Here is a 12,946-nt window from a genome sequence, read left to right as displayed (position 1 = left end):
CCGCCGGATGCCACCGGCCGGCGCGGGCGGCGCCCAAGCACGAACCCCGCCGGGGTCCAGCCGACGGGGGTCAACCACCAGCATCCCACGGAGCCCTCATGGAAACCGTCCGCTACACCTTCCGCAGCCGCGGAGAGACCGGAACCGTCGACGCTGTTCAGCCCGCGCCCGGCCTGTTCGTCTACCAGCTGCCCGAGCACCTGCAACACCCCTGGTACCCCTGGCTGATCGGCCACGCCTCGGGCCTGTGCATCGCCATGTACGAGCGGTACGGCCACGCGATGGCCGCCGTCGACGAGATCGCCGACTTCACCGACTGGACGCGCACCGCCGACGAGCTGCGCGCCACCGTCGACGCCTATCACCTGCGCGACGTCATCGAGTACCACACGGCCGGCGTGTTCATCAGCGCCGACCCGGCCTCCGCACAGCAAGCCGCCTGATCCACAACCCCACATCGGCCGCGTCGAGGACACCCCCAGCGCTCCGCGGCACCAGGGCGGCCCGCCCTACCACCCCCCGTCGGGCGGGCCGCCCCCAACTCGCACACCCTCAGGAGCCTCACATGAGCCCCAGCAGCCCCAGCATTCCCGCCGACGTCGCCGCGCACGTCCTCTTCCACTACGGCCTCGACGGCGGCTACCAGGCGGGCAGCTTCACCACCCACATCCTCAACGCCATGGGGACCGCCGACCCCGCCAACCTCGACCGGCTCGCGCTCGGCTTCCCCGAGTACGTCGCCGCCGTCACCGCCATCCAGTACGACCCTGCCGGCGCCGAGCGACTGCAGCGCATCGTCCGCGGCGAGGTGGCCGCATGACCACCGCGACCGCGCCCGACGGCGTCCTCCTCGGGTCCTTCACCCCCGGCACTCCCGAGTGGGACGAGGCCCGCAAGGGCCTGTGCATCACCGCAACCGAGATCGCCGCTGTCGTCGGCCTCTCCCCGTGGACCTCCAAGTTCACGCTGTGGCACAAGAAGGCCGGCCTGCCGACCGCGCCGTTCGAGCCGTCACCGGAGATGAAGTGGGGCAGCCGCTTCGAGGACGACGTCGCCGAGGAGTTCGCCGAGCGGCACCCCGAGCACCCGCTGCTGCACACCGGCACCTGGCGGCACCGCGACCGCCACTGGCAGCGCGCCACACCCGACCGGCTGTGGGACGACAGCATCGTCGAGATCAAGACGGCGGCCAACGCCGAAGGGTGGGGCCCGGACGGCAGCGACGAGTTCCCCGTGCACTACCGCTGCCAGGTCACCTGGCAGCAGGACACGTTGGGCCTGCACGAGCCCGCCCACCTGGCCGTGCTGATCCTGCCCTACGACTACCGCGAGTACGTCATCGAGTACGACCCGGACGACGCCCGCATCCTCCGCGACGCCGCCGAACGCTTCCTCGACGACGTCCGCCAGGGCAACCGGCCGCCGATCGACGGGGCCACCGACACCTACCAGACGATCCGCGCCCAGGCCGACGGGCTGGAAGACCGCGACGTCGAGATCCCCGCCGACCTCGTCGCCCGCTGGGACGACGCCTACGAAGCGCTCGCCAAGGCCAGCGCCGACCTCACCCAGGTCCGCGGCGAAGTCCTCGACCTGATGGGCAACGCCAAGCGGGCCGTCTGCGAAGGCCGCCGCATCGCCTACCGCACCGTCCGCGACGGCCACACCTACAGCCTCAACCCCTACCAGCAGAAGGAAGCAGCATGAGCGCCTGCAGCGTCACCACCTGCGACAAGCCGGCCGTCAAGCGGGGCTGGTGCAGCGCCCACTACTCGCGGTGGCGCAAGAAGGGCGACGTCCAAGCCCACATACCACTCCGCCCCTTCCTCGACCCGCACGCCCAAATCATGAGCAAGGTCGACAAGAACGGCCCTGGCGGCTGCTGGCTCTGGAAAGGCCACGTTCTGCCGACCGGCTACGGCACGGTCAACGCCTTCGGCACCGTCCTCCTCGCCCACCGGGCCGCGTACCGCCTGCTCGTCGGCCCCATCCCGGACGGCCTGACGCTCGACCACCTCTGCCGCGTGACGCACTGCGTCAACCCCGACCACCTCGAACCCGTGACCCGGCGAGAGAACATCCGCCGCCGTGACACCCACAGGAGCCAGAAGTGAGCCAGATCGGTAACGCCATCGCCACTCGCGACAACGGACCCGAGGCCATCGTCCGCGCCCACAAGGATGACCTCACCCTCGTCCTCCCCTCACACGTCAAGGGCGAGACGTGGATGCGCCTCGCCTACGGTGCCCTCCGTTCCAATAAGCAGCTCCTGCAGGCCGCCACCCGCAACCCCGGCAGCCTCATGAACGCCCTGCAGGAGTGCGCCCGCCTCGGCCACGAACCCGGGACAGAGAGTTTTTACCTGGTCCCGTTCGGCAACGAGGTGCAGGGCATCGAGGGATACCGCGGCGTTGTCGAGCGCATCTACCGGGCCGGCGCTGTAAAGGCCGTCAAGGCTGAAGTCGTCCACGCGAACGACCACTTCGAGTACAGCCCCGACATGGACCGACCGATCCACAAGCCCGACTACTTCGGGGACCGCGGCCCCATCGTCGGCGCCTACGCCTACGGCGTTTTCCAGGACGGCTCCACGTCGAAGGTCGTCGTCATCAACCGCGCTTACATCGACAAGGTCCGCAAGGAGTCCAAGGGCAGCAACAACCCCTCCAGCCCGTGGGTGAAGTGGGAGGACCAGATGGTCCTCAAGACCGTCGCCCGCCGCCTGGAGCCGTGGGTGCCGTCCTCCACCGAGTGGCGCAAGGAGCAGCTCCGCGCTGCCGCCGAGGTCCACGCGCAGACCGGACCCACCACCATCACCGCGCCCGCGCCGTCCCCGCAGAACCAGGACGACTACGACGAGGGCCCCATCGAGGGCGAACTCGTCGACTAGCCCGCGTCACAACAGGCCTCGATTCCCCCATCACCTGAGTACGCCGACGGGTCGGCCGCACCCGTAATGCGGCCGACCCGGCACTTCCCAAGGACACCACAGCCACGAGGAGCCCGCCATGGCCCGCCAGCTCACCCCCGCTGAACGCCTCGCCTCCGCCGAGAAGGACTTCCTCCTCGAGGAGATAGCCGACCAGTCCTCCTGGGACCAGTTCCTCGTCGAGCAGGCCGTCTTCCACTTCGGCCAGCGCCACGACGACTTCTCCTGCAACGACCTCCGCGACGTCCTGCCCGAGCTGGGCCACGGCTTCCTCGGCGCCGCCATCAACAGCCTCCGCTCGGGCGGCGTCATCGAGCACACCGGCCGCACCGTCCCGTCGACCCAGGCCAACACGCACGGGCACCGCATCGGGGTCTGGCGGCTGACCAGCAAGGGGCGGCAGATCGCCGCCCGCCGCCAGGCCGCCCGCGCCGAGCAGCGGAGGGCCGCATGAGCCTCGTCTGGCTGATCCCCGCCGCCCTCGCCCCCGGCGCCGCCATGGCCGCCCGCAGCCTCTGGCGCGAACGCCGCCGCGCCGCAGCCCTGCCCCCCACCAGCCGGAAGGAGAACCCGCAGCCGTGACCACCGCCAAGCCCTTGCCGCCGCACGGGACCACAGCGCGCGCCTACGGCAGCCCCGGTCGCCGGGCCCGATGCAACTGCCAGCCGTGCCGCACCGCCCGTAACCGCCACCAGAAGCAGCTGCGCGTCAACCGCGAACTCGGCCGCAGCCCCTTCACCAGCCCCGCCGCCGCCCAAGCCCACCTCATCGAACTCCACCGCACCATGAGCTGGGACACCCTCACCGCAGCGACCGGCGTGCACTTCAGCAACCTCGTCGCGATCTACCACGGGGCACGCAAGAAGATCCGCCACGAGACCGAGGCGAAGATCCTCGCCGTGAAGGCCCCCACCAAGGGCGCCGGCGGACAGTACATCGACGTCACCGGCAGCATGCGGCGCCTCCAAGCGCTCAGCTGGCTCGGCCACTCCTACGCCACGCTCGCGTCCGCCGCCGGCACGGAACCCAACCGGATCATGTCCATCGTCAACGGTCGACAGCCCACCATCCGCCGCGCCCTCGCCGACCGTATCGCCGCCATCTACCCGCAGCTCGTCACCAGCCCGCCGCCCTCCAACAAGTTCACCACCCGCACCCGCAACGTCGCCCGCGCCAAGGGCTGGCACGGCCCCCTCGCTTGGGATGCGATCGACGACCCGAACTGCGAGCCGGAGACGGAAGGCTGCATCGACTACCAGCGCCGCCAAAAGGCCGCCATCGACCTTGAGCTGGTCGTCCGCCGCACCTCCCAAGGCGCCACGGCTGAAGAGATCGCCCGAGAGATCGGCTGCCACAAGCGCAGCGTTGTCCGCGCGCGCCGCCGGGCCGAACTGGCGGTGGCCGCGTGAGCGCCGCCGACTACGCCTGGATGGCATCCGCCCTGTGCGCCCAGGCCGACCCCGACCTGTGGACCGAGCGTGGCCCCGGCACCACCCCCAAGCAGATCTGCCGCCGCTGCCCCGTCCGCACCCAGTGCGGGGAACCCGCCGCCGCCCTGGAGGACACCGTCGGCGCCGTGGCCGGTATCTGGGGCGGCGCCAGCCGCAAGCAGCGCAAGACCACCCGGCAGATGGGGGAGGCCGCGTGATCGTCGACCTGTTCGCTGGCCCCCGCGGCTGGTCCGAAGGCCTGCGCATGCTCGGCCTCCGTGACATTGGCCTTGAGTGGGACACCGCCGCCTGCCGCACCGCCCACGCTGCCGGGCACCCGGTCATCCAGACCGACGTCGCCCAGTACCCCACCGCGCCGTTCGCCGGCCGCATCACCGGGCTGATCGCGTCCCCGCCGTGCCAGGCGTGGTCGCGGGCGGGGAAGCGCGGCGGTCTCGCCGACCAGCCGCTGGTGCACCAGGCCGTCCACGACCTCGCGCACGGCCGCGACACTCGGCACCGGATGCAGTCGGTCATCGAGGCAGCGGTGACCAAGCGGTACGCCTGGGAGGAGGAGTGGCAGGCGGCCGCTGACCGGTTTGGCTGGTGGGAGGAAGACGAAGTCCAGGAGAGTGCCGCGATCCTGAACGGCCTCGTCCACGAGCCCAGTGACAAGCCGGGGCGCGTTCGCATTCGGGTCCTCTCGGAGGCCGGCAGGCGTGCCCGTGCGGAGATGTTCGGCGACCGGCCCGCGCTGCGTGACCCGCGGTCGCTACTGGCGGCGGAGCCGATGCGGTGGCTGTACGACCTGCGGCCCGAGTGGGTGTGCATGGAGGAAGTCCCCGACGTGCTGCCGCTGTGGAAGCAGTACGCCCTCTACCTCCAGCAGTGGGGCTACAGCACGTGGGTGGGCGTCCTCAACGCCGCCGACTACGGGGTGCCGCAGACCCGGAAGCGGGCCATCCTCATCGCCTCCCGCACCCGCAAGGTCACCGCGCCGGACCCGACGCACGCGAAGGCGCCGGAGTGGGACCTGTTCGGGGAGTGCCTCAAGCCGTGGGTGTCCATGGCCGAAGCGCTCGGCTGGGGCGCCACCGACCGCGTCGCGCCCACCGTCACCGCAGGCGGCGGCAAGACCGGCGGAGCGGAGCCGTTCCCATCGCAAGCCCGGCAGGCGCTGATCAACGCGCAGGAACGCGGGGCGTGGGTGCTGCACACCAACCGCGACCAGCGGCCCGACGGCAGCCGCCAGACTGCCGACCCCTACGCCGGACCGGCGCCCGCCTTCACCGCCAAGGCCGGTGGCCAGTGGGTCCTCCGCAACGGCAACCAGCCGAACGCGGCGATACGGGCGGCCGAGGAGCCCGCGCCGACCATGGCGTTCGGCAACAACTCGGCCCGCATCGAATGGGTGCAGCAGCGCCCGGCGACCACGGTCTGCGCCACGAACCGGATCGCCCCGCCAGGCCACCGCAACCGCGATACCGACGGCGAATCCCAGTTCGCCAGCCCCGACACCGTCCGCATCACCGTCGCCGAAGCCGCGATCCTCCAGTCATTCCGGCCCGACTACCCGTTCCACGGCACCAAGACCAAGCAGTTCGAGCAGGTCGGGAACGCCGTCCCGCCGCTGCTCGCCGCGCACATCGTGTCCGCCGCCACCGGCATCCCACTACCCCACGGCCAGCCGGACCAGGCCGCCGCGTGACCGCGGGCCGCCGGCCGCGCGACCGGCCCTGACCAGCAACACCCCAACCCACCCCGTAGCGCACCAGTCAGAGAGAGATCACGATGCCCTGGGTCCGCTTGGACGATCGCTTCCCGTCCCACCGCAAGGTGGCGCTGCTCTCCGATCGCGCGTTCCGGCTGTACGTCTCGGCGCTCTGCTGGGCCTCGGAGAACCTGACCGAAGGCGTCATCCGCGACGAAGAGCTGCGCCTTGTCGCGCACATTCGCGGCATGAAGTCGGCAGCAAAGGAGCTCGAAGACCGCCAACTTTGGGACCGCGTTGCGGACGGCTGGCAGATCCACGACTTCCTCGAATACAACCCCGACCGCGCCAAGGTCCAAGCCGAACGCAAGGCCAACGCCGCACGTCAGCAGGCATGGAGGGACCGAAAGAAGGCGCAGAGGGCAGCCAAGGAGGCCGCCGCCCAACCCAAGGAAAAGGCCGACCGTAACGGCGTTACGCACGGCGTTACTCACGGCGTTAGTAACGGCACCCCCGTCCCGCCCCCGTCCCCTACCCCTGCTTCTCCTACGGAGAAGCCTGCTAGCAAGGGCGCCGCCAGCCCGGCTCTCGGCCCTCAGATCCCCGACTTCGCCCGCGACCTTGTCGACCAGATGACCGCCGCCGGACTGATCGTCGGCTGGCGCCTCTCCGAACCCGAATGGTTCGCCGTCCACGCCCACATCAAGCGCTCCAGCGTCGAGGCGATGGTCGCCTTCGCCCGCCGCCGCTGGAACCCGGCCGACCCACCGCAGACCGCCCGGTACCTCACCCGGATCTGGTCAGACATGCCGAGCCTGCCCGACGGCGTGGCCGCCCTGCCCTCCGCCGTCGGCGCCGACGTCCTGCCTCTCACAGCCAGCCGCCAGCAGCAGGAAACCAACGACCTCTTCGACCGCGCCATGCAGCGCGCCAAGACCCGCATGCAGGAGGACCAGTGACCCCCGACGAAACCGTGGTGCTCGCCCGCTACGTGCGGGCCCTCTGCCCCGGCCAGAAGTTCGACGAATACACCCCCGACGCCTGGCACGACGTCCTCGCCGACTTCTCCCTCGCCGACGCCCGCGCCGCAGCCGCCGCAGTGGCACGCAAACAGCCCTTCGTCAGCCCCGCCGAGATCATCGACGAGATCCGCAAGATCCGCGACGACCGGGCCGCGAACTACCAGGGACCCGGCCTGTCCGCCGAGATCCCCGACGCCGACCCCGACGACGTCCAGGCCTACCTGTCCGCCCTCCGCGGCCTGCGCACCCGAGCCGCCGACGGCCTGGAGATGAAGCCCCGGCCGGTCGCCCAGCTGCTGGCCGGCGTCGGCCGAGAGGTGCCCGGCGAGGTCGCAGCCGTCAAGCGGCCCGGCCCGCTCGGCAAGCAGTGCCCGAACTGCGGCGCCGCCATAGGCCGACCGTGCCGCACTCCGGGAGGCGCCGAGCGAGCCCCCCACGCCGCCCGTTCCGGCGACACGGACCCGGCTGCCGAGCAGGCCGAGTTGGAGCGCCGCCGCCAGGCATCGGCCGCCTTCCTCGCCGCTCAGCGTGACCTCGACGAGGAGGCGTCGTGAGCGACCAGCCGGACGAGATCGGCATCGACGACATCAAAGCCGTCCGCGCCGAAGGCCGCGCCGAACTCCGCGCGCTGATGCGGGCCCAGATCGACATCGGCCGCGCCCGCCGCACCCCACCCCCCAAGCCCGCCGCGCCCAAACCGCCCGGACACCGGCCCGGCGCCTGGCCCGCCGGCACCAGCCCGCCCGGCCCCCCGCCCGAGTGGCAGATCCCCGACCACGTGTGGCGGGCCGCCGCCCGCCACCTCAGCAACGAGATCAACCGCCCCGACCAGCCCTGCGACTGCGGCAACTGCCCGCCCGACACCGAGGAGACCCGATGACCACCCGACGCCCCGCCGCCCAGATGCCCGACACGATCCGCCACATCCTCCGCGCCAAGCAGGACCCCGCCCGCGCTGTCGCCTGCCCCCACTGCGGAGCCGCCCCCCACCGGCCGTGCCGCCTGCGCACCAACGGCCGCGTCCTCGCCGAACCCCACCCGCAGCGCCGCTCCAACTGGGCCCAGACCACCGCCTGCTGCCCCACCTGCCAGGTCACCCCCGCCGTGCCCTGCCACGACAACGGCCGCGCCCTGCCTACCGTCCACGCCCGCCGCTACCAGGAAGCCGAGGCCACCGCCGCATGACGCCATACGAGCGCCTGATGGCCGAAGCCGTGCCGACCGGCACCTTCGGCCGCGCCCGCCCCACCCGCCGGCAGCAGACCGAGCCCGCGCCCGCGTGGACGCCCGAACAGCAGGCCGCCCACCGCGCCGAACTCGAAGCCGCCCTCAGCCCCAAGCGGCCCCGCCGCCCGCAGCTCCGCCTCGTCGACACCCCCGCCGCCTGACCTGCCGCCCACACCACGGCACCCACCACCCCGAGAGGACACCATGCCGTACCCGCCTGCGGACGACCGCCTCCGCCACCTCCTGGCGCAGCGCATCAACTGCCACGTCGACACCTGGAACCTGGCGTTCTTCATCGCTGGCGCCATTGTCGACGACCCCGAGATCCGAGTCGAGCTTGACCGCATCGCCGCGGCGCACGCCTCCGGCCAGCCGTGCGGCGACCGCCACTGCCGTGCGTGCTTCGAAGCCGCCACCACCACCCCGTGAGGACATCATGACCCAGCAGACACCCGGCCGCGCGATGACCATGCGGGAGATCCGCGAAGGCCTCGGCCACGCCCAGCCCGGCCAGCCCGAGCCGACCGTGCAAGCCACCCGCTACGAGGTGTCGCTCCTGCCCGAGGGCGACATCAACCGACTCTCGTTCACGATCAACGTCGAGTACCGGGGCGGTGACCGGTGGGCCGTGGTCCGGCACCGGCAGTGCATGAACGCCCAGGGCGAGTGGTCGTGGGAATCGGTCCCGTCCGAGCGTGAGGACGAATGGCTGGCCGAGCACCGCTTCGACCTGGACACCGCGCTCCGGCTGGCGAAGCAAGCCGCCCCGCACGTCGTCGTCAACGGCCACACCGCGGCCGAGGCGTACCGCCGATCTCAGAGCCCCGTCGTCCCGGCCGCCAGCGAGGAGACCGGACGATGAGCACAGGCCAGCACGTCGTCATGTGGTCCGGCGGCATCACCTCCTGGGCCACCGCCCGCCACGTCATCGCCGAACACGGCACCAGCAACGTCACCCTGCTGTTCGCCGACACCAACGCCGAAGACCCCAGCCTCCACACCTTCAATGCCGCGGCCAGCGCCCAGCTCGGCGTACCGATCACCCGCGTCGTTGATCCCCAGGAGCGCGACCCGTGGCAGGTGTTCGAGGACAAGCGGTGGCTCGGCAACACCCGGATCGCCCAGTGCTCCCATGTCCTCAAGCAGGAGCCGTGCCGCGCGTGGCTGGCCGAGCACACCAACCCTGCGGACACGGTGCTGTACGTCGGCATCGACTGGACGGAGGAGGAACGCCTGCCCGGCATCGTCAAGGGCTGGGCGCCGTGGACGGTCGATGCCCCACTGACTCGGCCACCGATCCGCCACAAGGACCAGCTCCTCGCCGAAGCCCGAGCGGCCGGCCTGCCGATGCCGCGGCTGTACGAGTTGGGGTTCGCACATAACAACTGCGGCGGCGCTTGCGTCAAGGGTGGCCAGGCCCAGTGGGCGCGGCTGCTGCGGGTGTTCCCCGACAGGTACGCCCGCGCGGAGGCCGCCGAGGAGAAGATGCGTCGCCTGCTCGGCAAAGACGTGTCGATCCTCCGCGACCGCACCGGTGGCCAGACAAAGCCGCTCACCCTGGCCGCGCTCCGGCAGCGCATCGAGGAGCAGCCCGACCAGCTCGACCTGTTCGACGAAGGCGGCTGCGGCTGCTTCACCGAGCTGAGCGCCGCATGACCGCCCGCACTTGGCGGCCCGACGGCCCCGGCTCGTTCCAGGCCCCGCCCGCTGTGACCGCCGTCCAGGACCGTGCTGGCCGCCTGTGGACCAAGCGCGGCCCGCGCTGGACCTGCAACGGCAGGCGGTTCATCCGCTGGCGGGTGCTGGTCGCCGAGCACGGGCCCGTCACCGAAGCCGCCCGCCCCGCTGTCCCGGTCTCGTCCTGACCGGAGCCCACCCCGCAAGCACGGCCGCCCACTGTCAGTGCCACCCGCTAACGTCCCAACACACCACAAACCCGGAGGAATCGACATGAACGATCCGCAGATCACCGACGAAATGCCCGACACCTGGGTCCGCCAGATCGCCGACGCCATCGAGACCTACGACCACCCTGTGACCGACGCCCACGAGTCCGCCATCGTCATCGACCTCACCCCCACCGCGATCCGTGCCCTCGACGCCGACCCCGGCGAGCAGCTGATCATCGGCTGGACCGAACGCGCCGGCGTCGACTGGGGGTTGGGCCGCGTCGACCACGTGCCCGACCCGCAGCCCCTCGACGCCACCACCCCTCAGGAGATCGCCGCCCGCGTCCACCTCCTCCTCACCACGGGGAGGCCCGCGTGATCCGCCACGCCGTGCCCTACGTGGCCGCGTCCGACAACTGCTGCTGCGCCATCCAGACCTGCGGCGGACTCATCCCCGACTCGGACTGCCCCGACCACGGCGCGAAGAAGGAACCCGTCATGGCCTGGCACCACGCCGACAGCCCGACCTGCCTCGAAGGGCAGGCCTCCCGCCGCGAGCGCCGCACTCGATGACCACAAGCACGGCCGCCCGTGTTGGAGCCACGGGCGGCCGGCCCGCCGATCTTCCCACGAGGAGCAACCATGAACCACCACACCCCGCCCACCGAGCAGGCCGCACTCGACCTGGACGCGATCTCCGCCCGCGCGGCGGACGCGCAGCAGTACGGCATCGAGGACGAAGGCTTCGAGCAACTCGTCCGCGAGGACGTGCCCGCGCTCGTCGCCGAAGTCCGCCGCCTCCGCGCCGCCGTGCTGCCGCCGCCCGTGCCCCGGGCCGACGTCCTCCGCGAAGCCGCCGACGAGCTCGGCCGTATGGACTACGACGCAGACAGCAACGACTACGGCTACGACACCTACCGCGACGCTTGGAACGGCGGAGTGATGGACGGCGCGGAGAAGCTGCGCCGCATGGCCGACGAGGCGCAGCCCGCCCCGTGCGCTGAGTGCGGCCACTCCCACGCCGTGCACCGGGACGGCGACGATCCCGTCACCCCCGGCGAATGCACCGCATGCCCGGACGACGAACGCCACGACTACACGCCCGGCCGAGGCGCGGAGGTAGGGACATGCTGAGCACACCCATACCGAAGGACCTGTGTCCAGTACACCGAGAGTCCTTCCGCCGCTGGCGCGAGAACCACTACAGCCCATGGAAGGCAACCGAATGGCCGGGCGGCATCCACATCCGCGACAGCCGCACCAGCCACGCCGAACGGGCTCGGGACTGGGACCGCAAGAACCAGGAAGCGATGGACCGAGTTGCGGCCATCTGCCGGTCCGGACGATCCCCGCAATGCAGCAAAGCCGCTCCCGGTCAGGCGACACCGGGGGCGGAGCGGTGACCGGGCGCCGTGCCGCCGGGTGGGCTGTGCTGTCGCTCATCCCGCTCACGCTCGTGACGCTCGCCGTCCTCGCCGGCCAACTCGCCGAGCTGGCGGTCGGGGTGGTGATCGCCGCGTTCTGCTGCCTGGCGCTCTGGGTGGGCGTCCGGCTTCTCGACGAAGGCAGGCGGCGGCCATGAAGTCACTGACCGCCCGGCGCCGCCACATCCTCGCCCTGGTCGCCAACGGCCACACGAACGCCCAGATCGGCCGGCTGCTCGGCATCCACGAACGCACCGTCAACCGGCACCTCGCCGAGATCTTCCACACCCTCGGCGCCCGAGACCGCGCCCACGCCGTCGCCATCGCCCTGGTCGTCGGCGAGCTCGGCACCCACCAGATCCACCTCCCCAACGAGCAGAAGGAGACCGCCGCATGACGACCCCCACCGACCCGACCGCCCTCGAGACGCCCGAGAACGGCCACAGCGGGCCACAGGACGCCCTCAACACCCACGGCGGGCAACGAGAGGCGAGGGAGGGGGAGAACGGCGCTCAGACGGGCGCACAGAGCTTCGAGCACTCAGTTGCTGCTGCCGAGAAGCGTCTTCGCCTCGCCCACCAGGCCCGCCGGGCCAAGGAACACCAGCTCGACGACATCCGCCGCGCCCTCTGCGACATCGGGTTCATGCATGACGACGACCCCTACTCCCACGCCGACCTCGCCGACGTCATCCGGCAGAACGGGCAGGCGCTGCACGACGCAACCCCGCCCACCCACAACGCCGGCCCCAGCATCCGGGAAGCGGCAGCCGACGACCGGCGCTGGTGGACCGACAAGTACGCCGGGGAGCAGCCGTGACCGACGACCTCAACCCTGGCCCGCACCTCGTCTACCGCAGCACCCGGGATCTCGACGGCACCCGCACCCACTACCTCGTCGACCTGGCAGCACCCGACGACCCCCGCGACCGGGCCATCTGTCGCGGCCTCCTGCTCCACGCCCTCCGCCTCATCGACGAAGCCGACCAGGAGACGCCGTGACCGACCGCCACCACCTCGACCTGTGCCCCGACTGCGGCGGCCTCCGCGTCACCGAACTCACCAGCATCGGCACCGTCGACATCACCCTCGACGGCCACACCGCACCCGTCGAACTGTGGATCGGGCCACCGGCCGGACCGTGCCACGTCAAGGCCACCGCCCTCCCCCTCACCCTCGCCCGCGAAATCGCCATCGACTGGGGACTCATCCCCGCCGACACGCCGCCCGAGCCCACACCCGTCCAGCGCGCCCTCGACATCCTCCGACCCCACCTCGCCTGGGACCACCGCTACCGCCCCTGAGCCGCCCCGCC

27 protein-coding genes are annotated in these 12,946 nt (G+C 71.6%); all 27 read left to right on the top strand.

Annotation, left to right across the window (positions count from 1 at the left end):
- Positions 1-98: 98 nt before the first annotated feature.
- The 27 genes from ACIG0D_RS27540 (at position 99) to ACIG0D_RS27410 (ending at position 12,935) form a co-directional block, all read left to right on the top strand.
- Positions 99-443, top strand: coding sequence for a hypothetical protein (locus ACIG0D_RS27540; RefSeq protein ID WP_399805986.1), 345 nt, complete (start codon positions 99-101; stop codon positions 441-443).
- 122 nt (positions 444-565) lie between these two features.
- On the top strand, positions 566-820 hold the full coding sequence (locus ACIG0D_RS27535) for a hypothetical protein (protein ID WP_399805984.1): 255 nt from the start codon (positions 566-568) through the stop codon (positions 818-820).
- The gene (locus tag ACIG0D_RS27530) at positions 817-1,707 is read left to right on the top strand and encodes a YqaJ viral recombinase family protein (RefSeq protein ID WP_399805982.1); all 891 of its coding nucleotides are present in this window, start codon (positions 817-819) and stop codon (positions 1,705-1,707) included. Before ACIG0D_RS27535 ends, ACIG0D_RS27530 begins: the two co-directional genes overlap by 4 nt.
- Positions 1,704-2,114 (top strand): HNH endonuclease signature motif containing protein, encoded by a 411-nt coding sequence (locus ACIG0D_RS27525; protein ID WP_399805980.1) that lies wholly within the window; start codon positions 1,704-1,706, stop codon positions 2,112-2,114. The genes ACIG0D_RS27530 and ACIG0D_RS27525 overlap by 4 nt, the downstream gene beginning before the upstream one ends.
- Positions 2,111-2,890: a recombinase RecT gene (locus ACIG0D_RS27520; RefSeq protein ID WP_399805978.1), complete on the top strand. Its 780-nt coding sequence runs from the start codon at positions 2,111-2,113 to the stop codon at positions 2,888-2,890. The genes ACIG0D_RS27525 and ACIG0D_RS27520 overlap by 4 nt, the downstream gene beginning before the upstream one ends.
- A gap of 118 nt (positions 2,891-3,008) precedes the next feature.
- On the top strand, positions 3,009-3,383 hold the full coding sequence (locus ACIG0D_RS27515; protein WP_399805976.1) for a hypothetical protein: 375 nt from the start codon (positions 3,009-3,011) through the stop codon (positions 3,381-3,383).
- The gene (locus ACIG0D_RS27510) at positions 3,380-3,511 is read left to right on the top strand and encodes a hypothetical protein (RefSeq protein ID WP_399805974.1); all 132 of its coding nucleotides are present in this window, start codon (positions 3,380-3,382) and stop codon (positions 3,509-3,511) included. The genes ACIG0D_RS27515 and ACIG0D_RS27510 overlap by 4 nt, the downstream gene beginning before the upstream one ends.
- Complete coding sequence (locus ACIG0D_RS27505) at positions 3,508-4,338, top strand: hypothetical protein (protein ID WP_399805972.1); 831 nt, start codon at positions 3,508-3,510, stop codon at positions 4,336-4,338. Before ACIG0D_RS27510 ends, ACIG0D_RS27505 begins: the two co-directional genes overlap by 4 nt.
- Positions 4,335-4,577: a WhiB family transcriptional regulator gene (locus tag ACIG0D_RS27500; RefSeq protein WP_399805970.1), complete on the top strand. Its 243-nt coding sequence runs from the start codon at positions 4,335-4,337 to the stop codon at positions 4,575-4,577. The genes ACIG0D_RS27505 and ACIG0D_RS27500 overlap by 4 nt, the downstream gene beginning before the upstream one ends.
- Positions 4,574-6,067 (top strand): DNA cytosine methyltransferase, encoded by a 1,494-nt coding sequence (locus ACIG0D_RS27495; RefSeq protein ID WP_399805968.1) that lies wholly within the window; start codon positions 4,574-4,576, stop codon positions 6,065-6,067. The genes ACIG0D_RS27500 and ACIG0D_RS27495 overlap by 4 nt, the downstream gene beginning before the upstream one ends.
- A 98-nt stretch (positions 6,068-6,165) precedes the next feature.
- Positions 6,166-7,029, top strand: a complete 864-nt coding sequence (locus ACIG0D_RS27490; protein WP_399805966.1) for a hypothetical protein — start codon at positions 6,166-6,168, stop codon at positions 7,027-7,029.
- Positions 7,026-7,646 (top strand): hypothetical protein, encoded by a 621-nt coding sequence (locus ACIG0D_RS27485; RefSeq protein WP_399805964.1) that lies wholly within the window; start codon positions 7,026-7,028, stop codon positions 7,644-7,646. The genes ACIG0D_RS27490 and ACIG0D_RS27485 overlap by 4 nt, the downstream gene beginning before the upstream one ends.
- A complete protein-coding gene (locus ACIG0D_RS27480) occupies positions 7,643-7,972 on the top strand; it encodes a hypothetical protein (RefSeq protein ID WP_399805962.1) in 330 nt (109 codons plus the stop codon). Before ACIG0D_RS27485 ends, ACIG0D_RS27480 begins: the two co-directional genes overlap by 4 nt.
- Entirely contained in the window at positions 7,969-8,277 is a 309-nt protein-coding gene (locus tag ACIG0D_RS27475; protein WP_399805960.1) for a hypothetical protein, read from the top strand. The genes ACIG0D_RS27480 and ACIG0D_RS27475 overlap by 4 nt, the downstream gene beginning before the upstream one ends.
- Entirely contained in the window at positions 8,274-8,480 is a 207-nt protein-coding gene (locus tag ACIG0D_RS27470) for a hypothetical protein (RefSeq protein ID WP_399805958.1), read from the top strand. The genes ACIG0D_RS27475 and ACIG0D_RS27470 overlap by 4 nt, the downstream gene beginning before the upstream one ends.
- Before the next feature lie 43 nt (positions 8,481-8,523).
- Positions 8,524-8,748, top strand: a complete 225-nt coding sequence (locus tag ACIG0D_RS27465; RefSeq protein WP_399805956.1) for a hypothetical protein — start codon at positions 8,524-8,526, stop codon at positions 8,746-8,748.
- Between the two features lie 7 nt (positions 8,749-8,755).
- On the top strand, positions 8,756-9,181 hold the full coding sequence (locus ACIG0D_RS27460) for a hypothetical protein (protein ID WP_399805954.1): 426 nt from the start codon (positions 8,756-8,758) through the stop codon (positions 9,179-9,181).
- Entirely contained in the window at positions 9,178-9,975 is a 798-nt protein-coding gene (locus tag ACIG0D_RS27455) for a hypothetical protein (RefSeq protein WP_399805952.1), read from the top strand. The genes ACIG0D_RS27460 and ACIG0D_RS27455 overlap by 4 nt, the downstream gene beginning before the upstream one ends.
- Entirely contained in the window at positions 9,972-10,184 is a 213-nt protein-coding gene (locus ACIG0D_RS27450; RefSeq protein ID WP_399805950.1) for a hypothetical protein, read from the top strand. The genes ACIG0D_RS27455 and ACIG0D_RS27450 overlap by 4 nt, the downstream gene beginning before the upstream one ends.
- A gap of 85 nt (positions 10,185-10,269) precedes the next feature.
- Positions 10,270-10,587 carry a hypothetical protein gene (locus ACIG0D_RS27445; protein ID WP_399805948.1) on the top strand — a complete coding sequence of 106 codons (318 nt, stop codon included), beginning with the start codon at positions 10,270-10,272 and terminating at the stop codon, positions 10,585-10,587.
- Positions 10,584-10,781, top strand: a complete 198-nt coding sequence (locus tag ACIG0D_RS27440) for a hypothetical protein (RefSeq protein WP_399805946.1) — start codon at positions 10,584-10,586, stop codon at positions 10,779-10,781. Before ACIG0D_RS27445 ends, ACIG0D_RS27440 begins: the two co-directional genes overlap by 4 nt.
- A gap of 69 nt (positions 10,782-10,850) precedes the next feature.
- Complete coding sequence (locus tag ACIG0D_RS27435) at positions 10,851-11,342, top strand: hypothetical protein (protein WP_399805943.1); 492 nt, start codon at positions 10,851-10,853, stop codon at positions 11,340-11,342.
- A 265-nt stretch (positions 11,343-11,607) separates the two neighbouring features.
- On the top strand, positions 11,608-11,790 hold the full coding sequence (locus ACIG0D_RS27430; RefSeq protein WP_399805941.1) for a hypothetical protein: 183 nt from the start codon (positions 11,608-11,610) through the stop codon (positions 11,788-11,790).
- A complete protein-coding gene (locus tag ACIG0D_RS27425) occupies positions 11,787-12,029 on the top strand; it encodes a helix-turn-helix transcriptional regulator (protein ID WP_399805939.1) in 243 nt (80 codons plus the stop codon). Before ACIG0D_RS27430 ends, ACIG0D_RS27425 begins: the two co-directional genes overlap by 4 nt.
- Positions 12,026-12,451 carry a hypothetical protein gene (locus tag ACIG0D_RS27420; RefSeq protein WP_399805937.1) on the top strand — a complete coding sequence of 142 codons (426 nt, stop codon included), beginning with the start codon at positions 12,026-12,028 and terminating at the stop codon, positions 12,449-12,451. The genes ACIG0D_RS27425 and ACIG0D_RS27420 overlap by 4 nt, the downstream gene beginning before the upstream one ends.
- Positions 12,448-12,633 carry a hypothetical protein gene (locus ACIG0D_RS27415; protein WP_399805935.1) on the top strand — a complete coding sequence of 62 codons (186 nt, stop codon included), beginning with the start codon at positions 12,448-12,450 and terminating at the stop codon, positions 12,631-12,633. The genes ACIG0D_RS27420 and ACIG0D_RS27415 overlap by 4 nt, the downstream gene beginning before the upstream one ends.
- Positions 12,630-12,935 carry a hypothetical protein gene (locus ACIG0D_RS27410; protein WP_399805933.1) on the top strand — a complete coding sequence of 102 codons (306 nt, stop codon included), beginning with the start codon at positions 12,630-12,632 and terminating at the stop codon, positions 12,933-12,935. The genes ACIG0D_RS27415 and ACIG0D_RS27410 overlap by 4 nt, the downstream gene beginning before the upstream one ends.
- The last annotated feature ends 11 nt before the right edge of the window (positions 12,936-12,946 follow it).

This window comes from Streptomyces sp. NPDC052773 (assembly GCF_044547145.1).
In the GTDB taxonomy this organism is placed as follows: Bacteria; Actinomycetota; Actinomycetes; order Streptomycetales; family Streptomycetaceae; genus Streptomyces.
This window is presented reverse-complemented; position numbering and strand designations above follow the sequence as displayed.

What these genes read in the sequence shown, in the direction of transcription:
- ACIG0D_RS27540 (WP_399805986.1), top strand. Translation starts at nt 99, where the DNA reads ATGGAAACCGTCCGCTACACCTTCCGCAGCCGCGGAGAGACCGGAACC.
- ACIG0D_RS27535 (WP_399805984.1), top strand. Translation starts at nt 566, where the DNA reads ATGAGCCCCAGCAGCCCCAGCATTCCCGCCGACGTCGCCGCGCACGTC.
- ACIG0D_RS27530 (WP_399805982.1), top strand. Translation starts at nt 817, where the DNA reads ATGACCACCGCGACCGCGCCCGACGGCGTCCTCCTCGGGTCCTTCACC.
- ACIG0D_RS27525 (WP_399805980.1), top strand. Translation starts at nt 1,704, where the DNA reads ATGAGCGCCTGCAGCGTCACCACCTGCGACAAGCCGGCCGTCAAGCGG.
- ACIG0D_RS27515 (WP_399805976.1), top strand. Translation starts at nt 3,009, where the DNA reads ATGGCCCGCCAGCTCACCCCCGCTGAACGCCTCGCCTCCGCCGAGAAG.
- ACIG0D_RS27510 (WP_399805974.1), top strand. Translation starts at nt 3,380, where the DNA reads ATGAGCCTCGTCTGGCTGATCCCCGCCGCCCTCGCCCCCGGCGCCGCC.
- ACIG0D_RS27475 (WP_399805960.1), top strand. Translation starts at nt 7,969, where the DNA reads ATGACCACCCGACGCCCCGCCGCCCAGATGCCCGACACGATCCGCCAC.
- ACIG0D_RS27470 (WP_399805958.1), top strand. Translation starts at nt 8,274, where the DNA reads ATGACGCCATACGAGCGCCTGATGGCCGAAGCCGTGCCGACCGGCACC.
- ACIG0D_RS27465 (WP_399805956.1), top strand. Translation starts at nt 8,524, where the DNA reads ATGCCGTACCCGCCTGCGGACGACCGCCTCCGCCACCTCCTGGCGCAG.
- ACIG0D_RS27460 (WP_399805954.1), top strand. Translation starts at nt 8,756, where the DNA reads ATGACCCAGCAGACACCCGGCCGCGCGATGACCATGCGGGAGATCCGC.
- ACIG0D_RS27455 (WP_399805952.1), top strand. Translation starts at nt 9,178, where the DNA reads ATGAGCACAGGCCAGCACGTCGTCATGTGGTCCGGCGGCATCACCTCC.
- ACIG0D_RS27450 (WP_399805950.1), top strand. Translation starts at nt 9,972, where the DNA reads ATGACCGCCCGCACTTGGCGGCCCGACGGCCCCGGCTCGTTCCAGGCC.
- ACIG0D_RS27445 (WP_399805948.1), top strand. Translation starts at nt 10,270, where the DNA reads ATGAACGATCCGCAGATCACCGACGAAATGCCCGACACCTGGGTCCGC.
- ACIG0D_RS27435 (WP_399805943.1), top strand. Translation starts at nt 10,851, where the DNA reads ATGAACCACCACACCCCGCCCACCGAGCAGGCCGCACTCGACCTGGAC.
- ACIG0D_RS27425 (WP_399805939.1), top strand. Translation starts at nt 11,787, where the DNA reads ATGAAGTCACTGACCGCCCGGCGCCGCCACATCCTCGCCCTGGTCGCC.
- ACIG0D_RS27420 (WP_399805937.1), top strand. Translation starts at nt 12,026, where the DNA reads ATGACGACCCCCACCGACCCGACCGCCCTCGAGACGCCCGAGAACGGC.